This window comes from Ruoffia sp. FAM 20857 (assembly GCF_045528645.1).
Lineage (GTDB): Bacteria > Bacillota > Bacilli > Lactobacillales > Aerococcaceae > Ruoffia > Ruoffia halotolerans.
Genome location: NZ_JBGQRB010000001.1, coordinates 1 through 14,655, shown reverse-complemented (window position 1 = coordinate 14,655; position 14,655 = coordinate 1). Strand labels below are relative to the sequence as shown.

The 14,655-nt window shown below is 35.7% G+C and carries 14 protein-coding genes and 1 other annotated feature; of the genes, 5 read left to right on the top strand and 9 right to left on the bottom strand.

What is annotated here, in order from left to right; genetic code table 11:
• The first annotated feature begins 7 nt into the window (after positions 1-7).
• The gene (locus ACEN4N_RS00070) at positions 8-655 is read left to right on the top strand and encodes a type 1 glutamine amidotransferase (protein ID WP_407089746.1); all 648 of its coding nucleotides are present in this window, start codon (positions 8-10) and stop codon (positions 653-655) included.
• A gap of 57 nt (positions 656-712) precedes the next feature.
• Here ACEN4N_RS00070 and ACEN4N_RS00065 read toward each other — a convergent pair whose 3' ends face one another.
• From ACEN4N_RS00065 to ACEN4N_RS00050, 4 genes are read right to left on the bottom strand one after another with little or no spacing between them, the layout of a single operon-like run.
• Entirely contained in the window at positions 713-2,464 is a 1,752-nt protein-coding gene (locus ACEN4N_RS00065; protein WP_407089745.1) for a M3 family oligoendopeptidase, read from the bottom strand.
• A 30-nt stretch (positions 2,465-2,494) separates the two neighbouring features.
• Positions 2,495-3,175 (bottom strand): DUF554 domain-containing protein, encoded by a 681-nt coding sequence (locus ACEN4N_RS00060; protein ID WP_407089744.1) that lies wholly within the window; start codon positions 3,173-3,175, stop codon positions 2,495-2,497.
• An 18-nt stretch (positions 3,176-3,193) separates the two neighbouring features.
• Positions 3,194-4,678, bottom strand: a complete 1,485-nt coding sequence (locus tag ACEN4N_RS00055) for a hypothetical protein (protein ID WP_407093470.1) — start codon at positions 4,676-4,678, stop codon at positions 3,194-3,196.
• A gap of 19 nt (positions 4,679-4,697) precedes the next feature.
• A complete protein-coding gene (locus tag ACEN4N_RS00050) occupies positions 4,698-5,906 on the bottom strand; it encodes an AI-2E family transporter (RefSeq protein ID WP_407089742.1) in 1,209 nt (402 codons plus the stop codon).
• A 133-nt stretch (positions 5,907-6,039) separates the two neighbouring features.
• On the opposite strand from ACEN4N_RS00050, the gene ACEN4N_RS00045 reads away from it, so the two are divergent.
• Together ACEN4N_RS00045 and ACEN4N_RS00040 are read left to right on the top strand one after the other, a co-directional pair.
• Entirely contained in the window at positions 6,040-7,068 is a 1,029-nt protein-coding gene (locus ACEN4N_RS00045) for a lactonase family protein (RefSeq protein WP_407089741.1), read from the top strand.
• Between the two features lie 164 nt (positions 7,069-7,232).
• On the top strand, positions 7,233-8,072 hold the full coding sequence (locus ACEN4N_RS00040) for an undecaprenyl-diphosphate phosphatase (protein ID WP_407093469.1): 840 nt from the start codon (positions 7,233-7,235) through the stop codon (positions 8,070-8,072).
• Between the two features lie 317 nt (positions 8,073-8,389).
• Here the strand turns inward: ACEN4N_RS00040 and serS are convergent, their stop codons facing one another.
• The 3 genes from serS to ACEN4N_RS00025 form a co-directional block, all read right to left on the bottom strand.
• A complete protein-coding gene (gene serS, locus ACEN4N_RS00035) occupies positions 8,390-9,679 on the bottom strand; it encodes a serine--tRNA ligase (RefSeq protein ID WP_407093468.1) in 1,290 nt (429 codons plus the stop codon).
• Positions 9,680-9,756: 77 nt separating this feature from the next.
• Positions 9,757-9,982, bottom strand: a binding site (T-box leader).
• Between the two features lie 34 nt (positions 9,983-10,016).
• Positions 10,017-10,544, bottom strand: a complete 528-nt coding sequence (locus ACEN4N_RS00030; protein ID WP_407089738.1) for a tRNA (cytidine(34)-2'-O)-methyltransferase — start codon at positions 10,542-10,544, stop codon at positions 10,017-10,019.
• 91 nt (positions 10,545-10,635) lie between these two features.
• Complete coding sequence (locus tag ACEN4N_RS00025) at positions 10,636-11,265, bottom strand: 50S ribosomal protein L25 (protein WP_407089737.1); 630 nt, start codon at positions 11,263-11,265, stop codon at positions 10,636-10,638.
• 160 nt (positions 11,266-11,425) lie between these two features.
• Here ACEN4N_RS00025 and ACEN4N_RS00020 point away from each other — a divergent pair, with 160 nt between their 5' ends.
• Positions 11,426-11,824, top strand: coding sequence for a NusG domain II-containing protein (locus ACEN4N_RS00020; protein ID WP_407089736.1), 399 nt, complete (start codon positions 11,426-11,428; stop codon positions 11,822-11,824).
• Positions 11,825-11,853: 29 nt separating this feature from the next.
• Positions 11,854-12,273: a DUF1801 domain-containing protein gene (locus ACEN4N_RS00015; RefSeq protein WP_407089735.1), complete on the top strand. Its 420-nt coding sequence runs from the start codon at positions 11,854-11,856 to the stop codon at positions 12,271-12,273.
• A gap of 38 nt (positions 12,274-12,311) precedes the next feature.
• Here the strand turns inward: ACEN4N_RS00015 and ACEN4N_RS00010 are convergent, their stop codons facing one another.
• Together ACEN4N_RS00010 and ACEN4N_RS00005 are read right to left on the bottom strand one after the other, a co-directional pair.
• Complete coding sequence (locus ACEN4N_RS00010; protein WP_407089734.1) at positions 12,312-13,256, bottom strand: UbiA family prenyltransferase; 945 nt, start codon at positions 13,254-13,256, stop codon at positions 12,312-12,314.
• Positions 13,249-14,355, bottom strand: a complete 1,107-nt coding sequence (locus ACEN4N_RS00005; protein WP_407089733.1) for an FAD:protein FMN transferase — start codon at positions 14,353-14,355, stop codon at positions 13,249-13,251. The genes ACEN4N_RS00010 and ACEN4N_RS00005 overlap by 8 nt, the downstream gene beginning before the upstream one ends.
• Positions 14,356-14,655: the final 300 nt, after the last annotated feature.

Here is a 14,655-nt window from a genome sequence, read left to right as displayed (position 1 = left end):
GCCCTTTATGAAAAACATTCGAATTGGTCATCTATATGGCAACTTATTGAATACATATGGCGATAATGGAAACTTACTAATGCTTCAGCATTACGCTAAAGAAGCAGGTTATCAGGTTGAAACAACGATTGTCAGTCTAGGTGATGACTTTCTAGCTGAAGATTTTGATTTGCTTTTCTTCGGTGGTGGGCAAGATTATGAACAAAAGATTGTCTCGCAAGATTTACCTCGCATCCGCGATGAAATTGCATCGTTCATCGAGAACGACGGTGTTATGTTAACCATTTGTGGTGGCTTTCAATTACTTGGTCAATACTACATTAATGCCGCTGGTGATCGTTTAGAGGGTATGAATATCTTACCTCATTATACTGAGAGACAAATTGATTCTCGTTTTATAGGTGATATTGAAATCTATGATGAAGAAAATGATCAAACTTATTATGGCTTTGAAAACCACAACGGCGTCACTCATCTAGGATCTGAGTTAAAACCTCTGGGGCGTGTTATAAAAGGAAATGGGAATAATGGTGTGGACCAAACTGAAGGAGTTCATTACAAAAACACCTTCGGCTCTTACTTCCACGGTCCCCTACTCGTTCGAAATGAATGGCTCGCAAGACATATTGTTGAATTAGCGATTCAAAACAAATAAAAATTATCCCTGACTCATTCTTTATTGAAAAAGTCAGGGATAATTTTTTATGTTTAATTATTTTGTTGCCATTAATTTGTTTGTAATTTCTTCGAATTGATCAATATAGTTAACAAAAGTGTCTAAAGATTTTTGCCAAAATGCAACATCAGTGACATCAACGTCCATCGCTTTTGCTGTCTCTTCAACAGATGATACGGTCGTTAGTTTTAATAACTCATCATAGCGTTCAACAAAGCCTTCTGGTTGCTCTTCATAGATTGTATATAAGCCCCTAGCGAACAAACCACCAAATGCATAAGGGAAGTTATAGAAACTTAAACCTGCTGAATAGTAATGACCTTTATTTACCCACATATATGGATGTAAGTAATCTGGGTCTAACCCATCCCCATAGGCTTCTAATTGAGCTTCTTTCATTAGATCCTCAAGCTGTTGACTGAATAAGAATTTATCTTCTTTTGCTTCAAATAATTTTGTTTCAAAGTAATAACGTGAATAAATATCAACGATAATTTGAGTCGTATCTTGTAACAATGATTCGATTAAAGCAAGTTGTTCAACTTCATCGTCTGTATTATTTAACAAGTCATTCATAATTAATGTTTCATTAAATGTTGATGCTGTTTCAGCAACTGGCATAGAATAAGACCAATTCAATGGTTTATGTGCTTGGATAATTGATCCGTGATACGCATGGCCTAGTTCATGCGCCATTGTAATGACACTAGATAGTGATCCATCAAAGTTCGTCATAATACGTGATTGGCCAATAAATGGTAAGTTAGAGCAGAACGCTCCGCCTCGTTTACCTTTTCTTGGAATGAAATCCACATAGTTCTTATCGTAAAATTCTTGTACTAAATCAGCTAACTTATCTGAGAAGGGTCTAAAGTGATTGACTAAGTATTCTCCAGATTCTTCAACTGAGAATTGTTGACTCGCTTCCCCCATAGGTGCGAATAAGTCATAGAATGGTAAGCCATTTTTATGTCCTAAGTAAGTAGCTTTTTGTTTTAAATAACGTCTGAATTCTGGTAGGTATTCTTGAATTGCTGTCATTAAACTATCTAATGTTTTACGGTCCATGCGTGATTGTTGCAATGTTTCATCTAATGGTGATTCATAGCCACGTAATGATGACGTTGTTAGAACTTGTTGTTTAATATTGTTCAATGAGAAAGCAACGGGATCTTTAATTTTGTCATACATAGCTAATTCGGCTTCATAGGCTTTTTTACGTACATCTTGGTCCACATCATAAGCTAAGTTACGAATTTCACTTAACGTATAGGTTTTTCCATCTACGTCTGCTTCTACCGTAGATGTTAAGTATGTATGTAAATTTGACCAAGCACTTGCACCAGAGTTGTTTAGTTTTGAAATCACGGCTTCCGTATCTTCATCTAATAAATGCTTTGCTTCTTCTTTTAATTCATTAAAGGCAAATGTATAATCCGATAACTCACTATCTTGAGTAATATCGGTAGTAATACTTCCTAAAAAACGATCTAAGATAATTTGGTTTTTAGTCAGTTCTGACATTACTTTTGAAAACTTACCACGATAATTCGTTGACGTTTCATCAGTTGTATTTGTTGATAACGTAAGGCTGATGAATGAGCCAATACGTCTTGCTGTAATTAATAACTCTTCTTTAAATTTCACAGCCGCTTTAATATCTTCTAAATTATCTTCTAAAGTTAATTGCTTAAAATCTTCTTTGTATTGCTTTAATTTCGCCCAATCCGATTTAAATTCTTCACTTTCATAACCAACATATAAATCATCGAGTTGCCATTTGTACATTTTATAACGCCCTTTCTTTACTACATTAATTTAAATAAATAACATAATTATAACTGGTAAGATAATTGCTGGAACAAAATTCATTATCTTGAATTGAGTGACTTCGATAATATTCAAGCCTAAGCCGACTAATAATACAGATCCCACACAGATAATCTCCGTGATAACTTCTACCGGTAACCAAGGCTCTAATAAGCTAGCAAAAATGATAATACTTCCTTGAATCAATAGAACAGGAATTGATGCTAAGGCAACACCTATTCCTAGGGATGATGCAAGTAGAATCGATGTAATACCATCTAAGATACTTTTCGTATAAAGGGTCGTATTGTCTCCAATAAGACCGCTTTCTAAAGATCCAACAATAGCCATTGATCCGATACAGAAAATCATTGCGGCACTAACCATGCCATGAGAAAGGTCACCGTATTTGGCACTACCTTTACCCACTTTCTTCTCAAATTTATTAATCCCAGATAGAACGCGATGGTCGATATCAACCCATTCGCCAATCAGTGTTCCAATTACAATACTTAAAATCATAACAATGGTATTGTTCCCTTGGATTGCACCGGCAATTCCGATAGATAGAACACACAAGCCAACAGCTTGCATTAAACTTTTTTGCACTCGCACCGGGATACCTGAGCGAATTTGCAGTCCAATTAAGGAACACACAATGATGACTACTGCATTAACAATTGCTCCCATACTCCAACTCCTATTCGATTAATTTAATTCATCACTCGCTTCATCAGTTGAGCTGTCTTCTTCTTCAACTTCTTCTGACTCACTCTCATCAAGTGACTCATTATCCGATTCATATTCACTTTTACTTACAACATCTAAGTCTTCATAGATGTAATTAACCAAGTTAGGTGTCCAAGTGAAATCAAAGTAATAAATTAAATCATTGCTAACTTCAATTGTTTCTTCTCCAGTGTCCTCTTCTAAATCTTCTTCATCTTCACTTTTCACTGGCGTGTTAATCGCGATATAGAAGGGCTCCCCTTGACAAACTTCTTGATATCTCAGTTTATCTAAGGCAAAAGTCTTAATTGTTGTGTAACTATCTCCTGGTTTGATGACTGTACCGTTGTAATCATTAATTAAGACGTAATCACTATTCAAGCTATCTTCACCAATTTGTAAAGTGGCAACCCCATCTACTGGAAGGAGTTCATGGTCGCTATTATTAGTAATTTCATATTCAATGGACACAATAATCTGACCATAATTAAAGTTTTGAAAATTTTCTTCATAAACATTTTTTGGTTCAAAATTACTGATTTCGGCTCTTAATAACTCAACTGAAACATCATCATCTTCACTCGTTTCATTCAATTGATCTTGAGCTAGGATCGTCTTTTGACCCCACCATTCTGATGATAAACGGTCTGGAATCATTTGATTATTCTCAGATAATTGCTCTTGAGTCTCCTCGTCTAAAGGTAAGTAAAGAACTCGTTCATCTCCTAGTAAACTTGCGCCCACTCCTGAGATGGCATCGGGTTCCGATTGAGGGGGTACAACAGTTAGGTAAACATTTCCCAAATCTGATGCTTCTTCCCACTCATCCTGACCAAGGCCATAGATAAGATAACCGTTAACGGTCATTCTTGGTCCTATTTCGCCGTTATTTTGTTCGAGTATTTTCGTTAAATCTCCACTTTGAGCTGGATAAAAAGCAGATGATGGGTGCATTTGCATATCTGCTGATTGATAACTCATTCGTAATCCTTCAATCGGATAATAAATAGTTTCATCTGTCAAGTTTGTTATAGCAACTTCCATTAAGACGACTGAACCTGGATTGTCTTCATAGTTAAATTCGCTACTTACAAATTCATCCGCACTTTCGACTTCAAAAACCTCCATATTCTCGACACTTAATTGAAAATTATTCTGTGTTTGAGAGAAAGTTTCATTTACTTTAAAGTAAGATTCATCTGCTAGTGTTAACACATCACTGTTTCTAAATTCAGCAATCACTTGACTAAATTCTGGTACAAAGCGAGCATCAACGGGTGTTTCATTCTCAGTATTATCCGCATTTGAAGACGTGCCACCTGATTCTACTTGACTCACTTCTTGGCTAGAAACAACCTCTTCAATGTTTTTTTCAATCTTGCCACAACCGACAAGAAACAGAGTTGCAATAAATATGAGCCCTATTTTTTTATAAAATTTTATTTTGTTAATGTGTTTATTCATATACTTCAACCTTTTACTTTTATTCTTTTTCCTTTACAGGACTTACGATGACTTCGGGTGCTAATGTTTCCACTTCGTATTCTTCTTCGAATAATCCTGAAGATTCTCGGAATGTATTATACAGCTCCGTCACAATTACTTTAATGACCGCGTAGCCTGGAACCCCTATGATAACTCCTGATAAGCCGAATAAGCGTCCGGCACCGAGTAATACTAATAGGATTGTTACTGGATGTATTTTTAAATTGTTTCCTAATATTTGTGGTGATACAAATCGTCCTTCAAGCAATTGCTCGATGGCCACCACAATTAATACTTTGATAAACATGAACGGCGAGATTAATAGTCCGATAATTAATGCCGGTACAACCGCCATTATAGAACCCAAATACGGAATAATATTAAATATACCCGCAATCACAGAAAGTGATATTGCATAATCTAAACCGATGATTGAATAACCAATCGCAAAGATTATTCCTACTACGATCGCCACTAATATTTGTCCTCGAATATACTGGGAGATTTGGTGATTCGATTTCAATAAAATTCGCCCTACTTTTGGTCGGTATTTATCAGGCACATGATATAAGATATATTGCGGAATTTTATAGCCTTCCAGCAATAAATAATATAGTAACACTGGCATTGTTATTAATCCTGTTACTACTTGTGCCACCGTTCCAATTACACTTCCTAGACCGCCAAAGGTAGATGTAATAATCGTATTCAACTGATCTGTGATACTATTCCAATCAATATTGGCAAAATATTCAGTAATCTTCGGGTCAATTAAACCACTTTCAAGATCGATAGGTAAAGACTCGATTGTTTCCATTAATGATGCTTGATAATTGGGTATATTCGCAACGAATGTCGTCGCTTGTTCTCTTAGCAATGGTATTAAAGTAGAAATACCCCAACTAATTAATGCAATAATAATGATAAAAATAATCCAAATCGAAATATTTCTTGATACACCTCTTTGAATTAATCGCGCAACAAATGGCGAAAATAAATAATATAAAATCCCCGCTGCTACAATTGGAAAGGCAACTAAATTTACAAAAGTGACGATTGGTTTAAATAAGTAAGCGACACGTGTAAATATTAAAAGAATTAATAAAATTAACAGTGTATTGAATAAGAATATTACAAATTGGTTGTTCAGAAATTGACTCACAAACCAACTTTCTTTACGCTTTTCGTTCCGTTTATTATCTGTCATAAAATTCACTCCAATGACTTAAGATAATGATATTTTAACACACTACTAATAAAAAATCTCAAGAATCTAATTCATTCATGATTTTACTCATCTATGCTATACTCTATGTATTAATATACTGGGAGGATATCAAATGACTCAAACATTTATTTTAGGTGGCTATACAAAACGCGACAACAAAGGAATTCATCAAGTTGAATTCGATGTTAAGGAAGGTGCTTTTTCAGAAACAAATTTAATTAGCGAATTAAACGGGCCAACTTTTGTGGCTTTATCTAAAGCTAAGGATTTACTTTTTGCCATTCATAAAGAAAATGACCAAGGTGGAATCGTAGCTTTCAAAAAGAACGAACAAGGTACTTGGGACAAGGTAGCTAGTGGTTTTGGTGATAACGGTAGTGGTTGTCATGTAAGTTACCGCGAAAGTAGTCAAACTATTTATGTATCTAACTACCATGCAGGAGTGATTGATGTATTCAAATTAGACGGCGAAGAACTAGATGTGATTCAAACCGTTGAACATTCTGGTTCAAGTGTTCATGAAAACCAAGATTCTTCTCACGTTCACTTTGCTGGTTTTAATGATTCACAAAACTTACTATTTGTTTGTGATTTAGGTACAGATTTTGTTACAACTTACGATATTGCAGATGATGGTACTTTATCTCCTTCTAGCGAGATTAAATTGACACCTGGAACGGGGCCACGTCATTTAGTATTACATCCAACAGAACCTTACGCATATATTATTGGTGAGTTAGCAAACACAACTACGGTTGTGTCATTAGACGCCGCAGGTAAGATGGCTGCCGTTGATACGCAACTGAATATTCCTGAAGAACACGTTGAAAAATCAGCCGGCGCTGCAATCCGTATTACGAATGACGGCCGCTTCCTATATGTTTCAACTCGTTTCCATAATGTATTAACAGTCTATGAAATTTCTAAAGATGGTGGAGCACTAACGAAGATTCAAGAAATCGATACGAATGGTGAAATACCTCGTGATTTCAATCTTGATGAAACAGAAAAATTCGTTCTGGTTGCTCACCAAGATACAGATCATATTTCTGTCTTTGACCGTAACGCTGAGACAGGTCAATTAACATTTATCCAAAATGATACACAAGCACCTGAGTGTGTGTGCATCGCCTCAGCTTAATTAACAATATATTGCAATCAAAGCCAAACGATTTCAGTTTGGCTTTTTTATTCTTATTTTCCCTTGAAGAAAACGCTTAAATTCGATTTTATCATGGATACTATACTTTTTTAGTGAATTTACGTTATAATAGATTGAATAAATTTCTAGAGAGGATAGGAAACATGGATCAAATGATTGATATTATTGAACTTATAAAAATTTTTGTCCTAAGTGTGGTACAAGGGATTACAGAGTGGCTACCGATAAGTAGTACGGGACATATGATTATCTTAGAAGATTTAATTCCTTTGAATTTATCTTCAGAATTCGTTGAGGTCTTTTTAGTACTTGTACAATTAGGCTCTATTTTCGCAGTAATTTTACTTTACTTTAATAAATTAAACCCTTTTTCACCAAAGAAAACTTCAGTGGAACGTAAGGATACTTGGATTCTTTGGTTTAAAGTGGCTTTCGCAAGTATACCAGTTGCAATCTTCGGCTTTGCTTTAAAAGATTATATGGATGAATACTTTTATAATCCTATTGTTGTTGCTATTGCACTGATTGTGTACGGGATTATCTTTATTTGGATTGAACGCACAGGCGAATCAAAACATGCAGCTACAGTAACTGATTTTAATTCTTTATCTTTTGCAACAGCCTTTAAAATTGGAATCTTCCAAGCATTGTCTATCATCCCTGGTACATCTCGTTCAGGTTCTACAATAATTGGTGGGTTATTAGTTGGAACATCTCGCCACATTGCAACAGAGTTCTCATTCTTCTTAAGTATTCCAGCGATGTTCGGTGCAAGTTTAGTTAAACTTCTAGACTTAGGTTTTTCATTTACGACAGTTGAATGGATTTATTTATTATTCGGAATGTTCATTGCGTTTATTGTTTCCGTATTTGCAATTAAATTCTTACTGAACTACTTGAAACGTAATGACTTTACTGGCTTTGGTAAATACCGTATCGTCTTAGGTGCGATCATTATACTTTACTCACTGTTCCAGTTTTAATATTTAATTTATAGACCCAGTTGATTGTTTTAATGGCAATCAACTGGGTCTTTTTTTGTAAAACTTGACCTTAAGGGGCGTCGTGAGGAGGCGCGATGGTTCTGAAATCCGAATGCGGGCCGTCGTGATGGAGCTCGATGGACCGCAAGCTAAAATTCGGAGTGTCGTGCCAGCACACAATGGACCGCAAACTAAAATGCGGAGTGTCGTGCCGGTTCACAATGCCCCATCCCATCCAAATCCCAAATCAAAATAACCGAAAACCATATCTAAGCACTCGACTCAGTTATGATTTTCGGTTATTTAACTTAATCTAATTATCCCATAGCATTTTCTTTAGTGATTTCTGTAATGCCACCCATGTAAGGAACAAGTACTTCAGGAATCTTCACAGATCCATCTGCTTGTTGGTAGTTTTCTAGAATTGCTACGACTGTACGTCCTACTGCTAATCCTGAACCGTTTAAAGTATGAACATGTTCTACTTTTTCGTATTCATTACGGTAGCGGATTTTTGCACGGCGAGCTTGGAAAGCTTCTGTGTTTGAACATGAACTAATTTCACGGTAAGTATCTTGAGCTGGAATCCATGCTTCAATATCATAAGTTTTAGCAGCAGAGAATCCCATATCACCTGTTGATAATATAATTGTGCGGTATGGAATTTTTAATGCTTCTAAGATACCTTCAGCATCTTTAGTCATACTTTCTAATTCTGCATAAGATTCATCCGGACGAGCAAGTTTAACTAACTCAACTTTGTGGAATTGGTGCATACGGATTAATCCACGCGTATCACGACCAGCGCTTCCTGCTTCTGATCTAAATGATGGTGAAAATGCTGTAAAGTGTACAGGTAATTGATCTAATGCAAGAATTTCATCAGCATAGTAGTTCGTTAATGGAACTTCAGCCGTTGGAATTAAAGTTAAATTACGGTCCCCTTCTAACTCAAATACATCTTCTTTAAATTTAGGGAATTGCCCTGTTCCGAACATTGCTTTTTCATTTACCATGTAAGGTGTGATCATTTCGCGGTAGCCATTTTTCCCGTGAGTATCTAACATAAAGTTATAAACAGCACGCTCTAAACGAGCTCCTAGGCCTACATAGTATACGAAACGCGCACCGGCAACTTTTGCTCCACGTTCAAAATCTAAGATACCTAAGTTTTCAGCAATATCCCAGTGATTTAATGCTTTAAAATCAAATTCTGAAATTTCTCCCCAACGGCGGATTTCAACATTATCGTCTTCATCTTCACCAACTGGCACATCTTCATTTGGGATGTTAGGTAATGTGAATTCAATATTATTTAAGTCAGTTTGAATCGCGACTAACTTGTCATCCATCGCTTTAATTTCTTTACCGATTTCTTGCATTGCTTTGATTTGCTCATCCGCATTTTCTTTGTTGCGTTTTAGCTGAGCAATTTTTTCAGTTGTTTCGTTACGTGTTTGCTTCGCTTCCTCAGTTTGAGCAATTAATTCTCTTCTTTGCGCGTCTAAGTCGCGGTAATTTTCTAATAACTCACGCTCCACACCTCGGGTGGCAAGTTTTTCTGCGACAAATTCAAAGTCATCTCTTAACATTTTACGATCTAACATATTGTTTCCTCCTGTGATTTTAAATATTCATTAAATTAAACATAGCCATAAAAAAGAACCTTCCGTCCCTGAATAATTCATGGGACGAAAGGTTCTCATTCGCGGTGCCACCCAAGTTCAAATAAACCCAATAATAGTGAGTTTACTTGCTCTTAAATTCAATAACGGTGAGGCCGGCACTACTTAATCGCGCTTTCGTAGGCTGAATAAAACGTGGATTCTTTGATTAAACTGAGTGATTCTCACCAACCATCACTTCTCTTAACAATTATCTCAAATACTATTCGTTTCTCATTTAATCATATTATAAATTATCCCGCCATAAAGTCAAGCAATCCTACCAATTCAAGTCTTTCGCTTTGTCAGTATCGTCATAATGATGAATTGCCTCTAGCTCTTGCCATTGTTGTTGGCGTAAAGCTTCAAATATAACGATATTAGCAGTGTTTGATAAGTTAAGTGACCGTACATGTTCGTCATTCATTGGAATTCGCAAACTGTTATTTTTATGCGCTTCCATCAATTCAATCGGAAGGCCCGTTGTTTCTTTTCCAAATAGGAAGAATTGCTCATTACTTTCATTTTGAGCCAAGTCTGCCTCAGAATAAATTTGAGGTGCAAATTTAGTAATTAAATACAGTTTACGTTCACCAACGTATGAAAGAAATGCCTCTAAATTATCATGCTCGACAATATCAACATTATGCCAATAATCTAAGCCAGCACGTTTCAACATTTTATCATCGGTTGAAAATCCTAGAGGATGAATTAAATGGAGCGTTGAATTAGTTGCCGCGCAAGTTCTAGAGATGTTCCCTGTATTAGCAGGCATCAATGGTTCAAATAAAGCAATATGATTTTTCAATGGAATCCTCCCTTTCTTCACGTAATTTGGTGAATGTTTAGATAGAAAAAGACACGTATTGAACGTGTCTTTTAATAAAATTATTTGAAGATTACTCTTCTTCTGCTTCTTCTGCTTCTTCTTCAGTTGCACCAATTACTTCTGGTTCAGCTGCTTCTTCATCTGGATCTACGTCTTCTGCTTCTTCAGTAGGAATTGAGATTGAAACGATTGTTTCATCATTTTCCATCATAATTTCTACACCTTCTGGGAGAGCGATATCCGCTACAGTTAAAGTATCACCGATTTCTAAGCCTTTTACATCCACTTCAAAGTATTGAGGGATTGTATCTGGTTTAGTTTCAACAGTAATTTCGTTTTCAACGATTTCAACGATACCTTCTTCAATTGTTTCATCATTAACAACGTATAATGGAATTTCTACCGTTAATGTTTGGTCAGCAGAGATAGCTTCCAAGTCAATTGAGTACATTTCGTCTTTTAACGCTGCACGTTCATAGTCTTTTAACCATACTTTTTGAGTGCCACCGTTAAAATCTAAATTGAATACCGCGTTAGTACCTTCTTCTTTTAATAAAGCTTCGAAATCACGACGATCTACTAAAAGCGAAGTTGCTTCTACTGTTTTACCGTATAAAGATACAGGCACTTTTCCTTCAGCACGAGCTTTGCGTGAAGCACTTGAGCCAGTTGTTTCTCTAAGTTCTGCTTTTAAGTTCATAATAAAATCTCCTTATCTATAAATAATTTAATGCATTTCAAATAGTAATTTTCGCACATACGTTATAGTATCAAATTTCCCTCTAAAAAGCTAGATAAAACCATATTTTTTTTATACAATAAGTAAAGATTCATTGCTTTGCAATAGAGAGGTAGGTCCCATGAGAAAAATATTAAGCTACTTTAAACCCTTTGATTATGTATTTATTATCGTGTCAATCATCATTTCTTTTATTCCAAATGTCATTACGAATGCTCATCTCAATGATTCAGAAGATGCCGTTGCGATAGTGAAAATCCACGGTGAAGTTGTAGATGAGTTCCAATTATCAGAAGGATTAGAAGTCGAAAAGACATATTATCCAAACGATAACCAGTACAATATTATCGAAATCAATAATAACCAAGCTCGTATTAAAGAAGATAATAGTCCTGATCAAGTTGGCGTTAGAACAGGTTGGATTGAAAGACCAGGGCAAACTGCGATTTGTCTCCCCCACGGGCTCGTGTTAGAGATTACCGGCAAAATGGCTGATGATGAATTGATACTACCCTTGTAAATAACTAATCATAAAATGGAGGTTTTATAATGTCAGCAGCCAAATTTAAACCCACAGGTGAAGATGTCGTCGAATTTATTGAGTCGATTGATTCAAAACAAAAACAAATTGATTCATTTTTTTTATTAGATTTATTTAAAGAAGTGACTGGTTTTGAACCTCAAATGTGGTATCCAAATATTATCGGTTTTGGAACTTACCATTATGTCTACAATTCTGGTCGTGAAGGTGATACATCTTATTTAGCCTTTTCCCCTAGAAAAGCCAAATTTAGTTTGTACCTTGCTACCGAATTTAAAGACAAAGATAAATTATTAGCGCAACTTGGAAAACACACCACTGGTAAAATGTGTATTTACGTAAATAAATTAGCTGATATTGATTTAGATGTCTTAAAAACAATGTTAGAAAACTCAATGGAACACACTTTAAGTAAATATCCTAAATAAAAAAGCAGCCTCGATTTTCAATAAAATCGAGGCTGTCTTTATACTAACAATAAAACAAATAGAGCAATGACATACATACTTAAAAACAATATAAAACTCTGAATAGCTTCTTTAAAGGCAATTGGCTGTGGAATTCTTTCCGTATATCTCATCACACCTTGATAATGCACATAGCCAACGGCTAAAGTAACAATCGTCCACCAAGGGAATATACCGGTAATAATATAAGTCAACCACACAATCCATGGTAAGAAGCTAAGCAACTGATACAAGCGAATCGCGTTCGGTCTACCAATATAGTAAACTAACGTCCGTCGTTCGTTTTGAATATCTGTATCCAAATCTCGGGTGTTATTGGCAAGCATAATATTCGCTATTAAAAGTATTTGTGGCAAGCTGAACCAAAATATCTTAAGAATATCAAACCAACCGATATTCAATACTAAATTAGTCCAAGTCCATTCACTTGAAAGCAGTACTTCATAGCGGGTCATGAATACCGCCAGAAAAGTGATACCGAATCCCATCGTTAAACTTGAGAAAATCTCCCCGTATGGTGTACGTGAAATTGGTAACGGTCCAAATGTGTAAATTATTCCAATAAAATATAACAAAGCTCCGATCAATAAGAGCATTGGATCTGTTAACCAAACGAGATATAAACTAAGTATCAGCGAAATAGCTAAAAGGATAAATACAATGATGACCATTGTCCGGTAATTTAATTTGTATTTACCAATCACATTCTGCTCTTCCTTATAGTTATTATCTAAGGCTTTGTGATAATCCAATGTATTATTAATCGCTGTTACCGTCATATCAAAACAAGTCGCAGCTAGGAAAAATATAACTGAATTCAACCAATTAAATTCTTTGAAATAGTAACCTGTCCATAAAAAACCAACCATCATTGGAAAAAAACTTGCTATTTTTGTTCGAATTTCGACAAATTCTAAAAACATTTTTAAATTTATTTTATTCATCAGCGATGTAATACTCCTCATTCGTTAAATTAAAACTATCTTGAATACCAGCAGAAAGATGTACTCCACCTTCCTTATCGACATAAGCCACTTCAAACCCATCTTTTGAATTTATAAACTCGATACCTTCTTCAATCTCCATTAAGAATAAGGCTGTCGAATAAGAGTCACCATCAAAAGAGGTTGGTGCAAAGACAGTTACACCTGAAATCTCATTATCTAAAGGATAGCCTGTTCTAGGATCCATAATGTGATGGTATTTTGTGCCGTCCACTTCTAAATATCTTTCGTAGATACCACTTGTAACAATGGCTGCATTTATGACACGTTGAGTCCCAACTATTTCACCACGCACTTCATCAGGGTCTTGAACCCCAACATTCCAACCATCTTCATTGGATGGTGATGTCCCCATAACAACGACATTCCCTCCAAGGTTAATGATGGCTGTTGTAATATTGTTTTCCTCAAAGATCTCAACAATGCCACTACCAATATATCCCTTAGAAATACCACCTAACTCCAGTGACATGCCTTCTTCTTCAAGCATGACCGTCATATTCTCTTCATCAATGCTAATCTTTTCATAATCGATTAGATTAACTGCTTCAGTTATTTCAGAATCTTCTGGAACACGCGCATCATCACTTCCGATTTGCCATAAATCTGTGAGAACTCCAATTGAGATATCAAAGAGCCCATCACTCTCTTGGGCAATTTGAATTGAACGTTTAATGATTTCCATTGTTTCAGGTTGTACTTCAACCGGCTCAATCCCAGCATTCTCATTGATTCTATATACGTCAGATCCTTCAACGTTTGTGGAAAGGAGTGTTTCCATCTCCGCCATATAATCAATCGCTTCTTGCATCACATCTTCGACGCCTTCATGATAGACTTGCATTTGAACAACCGTATGTAACATCGTCTCCGTTATGGTTGTAGGTTCTTTAACAATCGGGAGCCCATTTTCATTTACTTCTGTCGTAGTTGTCGGACTTGCCCCTGATATAACCACTTCTGGCTCATCATCACTTGCACAACCAAATAAGATGATTGCTGTAACAAATAAGGCCACTTTTTTCATTGCATTTTTCATTAAATATGCTCCTAGCTATTCTAATTCGTAATACTTATTATACTATTCTTATAGCTTCTATAAAAGTGAAAAAGTGGTTCTTGAATTTTTGGTGTTGGTGAGAGAAATCTCACTGACACCTTTTTTTGTATGTACACAAAAGCCAGTGAATTCCTATATAATAAAGTTACCATACATTACTAAAAGGAGAATTCACTTGGCTCATATGAATTATATCGCAGACTTACTAAATATTAAAGATAAACATGTTCAACTTCAAGATGACATCATGGAGGAAATGCACAAGGGGGTGCGGTGTAA

Excerpts from the sequence above, each read along its gene's own strand:
- ACEN4N_RS00005 (WP_407089733.1), bottom strand. The coding sequence starts at position 14,355 with ATGAAAAATGCAATGAAAAAAGTGGCCTTATTTGTTACAGCAATCATC.
- ACEN4N_RS00050 (WP_407089742.1), bottom strand. The coding sequence starts at position 5,906 with ATGACAGATAATAAACGGAACGAAAAGCGTAAAGAAAGTTGGTTTGTG.
- ACEN4N_RS00065 (WP_407089745.1), bottom strand. The coding sequence starts at position 2,464 with ATGTACAAATGGCAACTCGATGATTTATATGTTGGTTATGAAAGTGAA.
- ACEN4N_RS00020 (WP_407089736.1), top strand. The coding sequence starts at position 11,426 with ATGAGAAAAATATTAAGCTACTTTAAACCCTTTGATTATGTATTTATT.
- ACEN4N_RS00015 (WP_407089735.1), top strand. The coding sequence starts at position 11,854 with ATGTCAGCAGCCAAATTTAAACCCACAGGTGAAGATGTCGTCGAATTT.
- ACEN4N_RS00055 (WP_407093470.1), bottom strand. The coding sequence starts at position 4,678 with ATGAATAAACACATTAACAAAATAAAATTTTATAAAAAAATAGGGCTC.
- ACEN4N_RS00010 (WP_407089734.1), bottom strand. The coding sequence starts at position 13,256 with ATGAATAAAATAAATTTAAAAATGTTTTTAGAATTTGTCGAAATTCGA.
- ACEN4N_RS00045 (WP_407089741.1), top strand. The coding sequence starts at position 6,040 with ATGACTCAAACATTTATTTTAGGTGGCTATACAAAACGCGACAACAAA.
- ACEN4N_RS00060 (WP_407089744.1), bottom strand. The coding sequence starts at position 3,175 with ATGGGAGCAATTGTTAATGCAGTAGTCATCATTGTGTGTTCCTTAATT.
- ACEN4N_RS00025 (WP_407089737.1), bottom strand. The coding sequence starts at position 11,265 with ATGAACTTAAAAGCAGAACTTAGAGAAACAACTGGCTCAAGTGCTTCA.
- ACEN4N_RS00040 (WP_407093469.1), top strand. The coding sequence starts at position 7,233 with ATGGATCAAATGATTGATATTATTGAACTTATAAAAATTTTTGTCCTA.
- serS (WP_407093468.1), bottom strand. The coding sequence starts at position 9,679 with ATGTTAGATCGTAAAATGTTAAGAGATGACTTTGAATTTGTCGCAGAA.
- ACEN4N_RS00070 (WP_407089746.1), top strand. The coding sequence starts at position 8 with ATGAAAAACATTCGAATTGGTCATCTATATGGCAACTTATTGAATACA.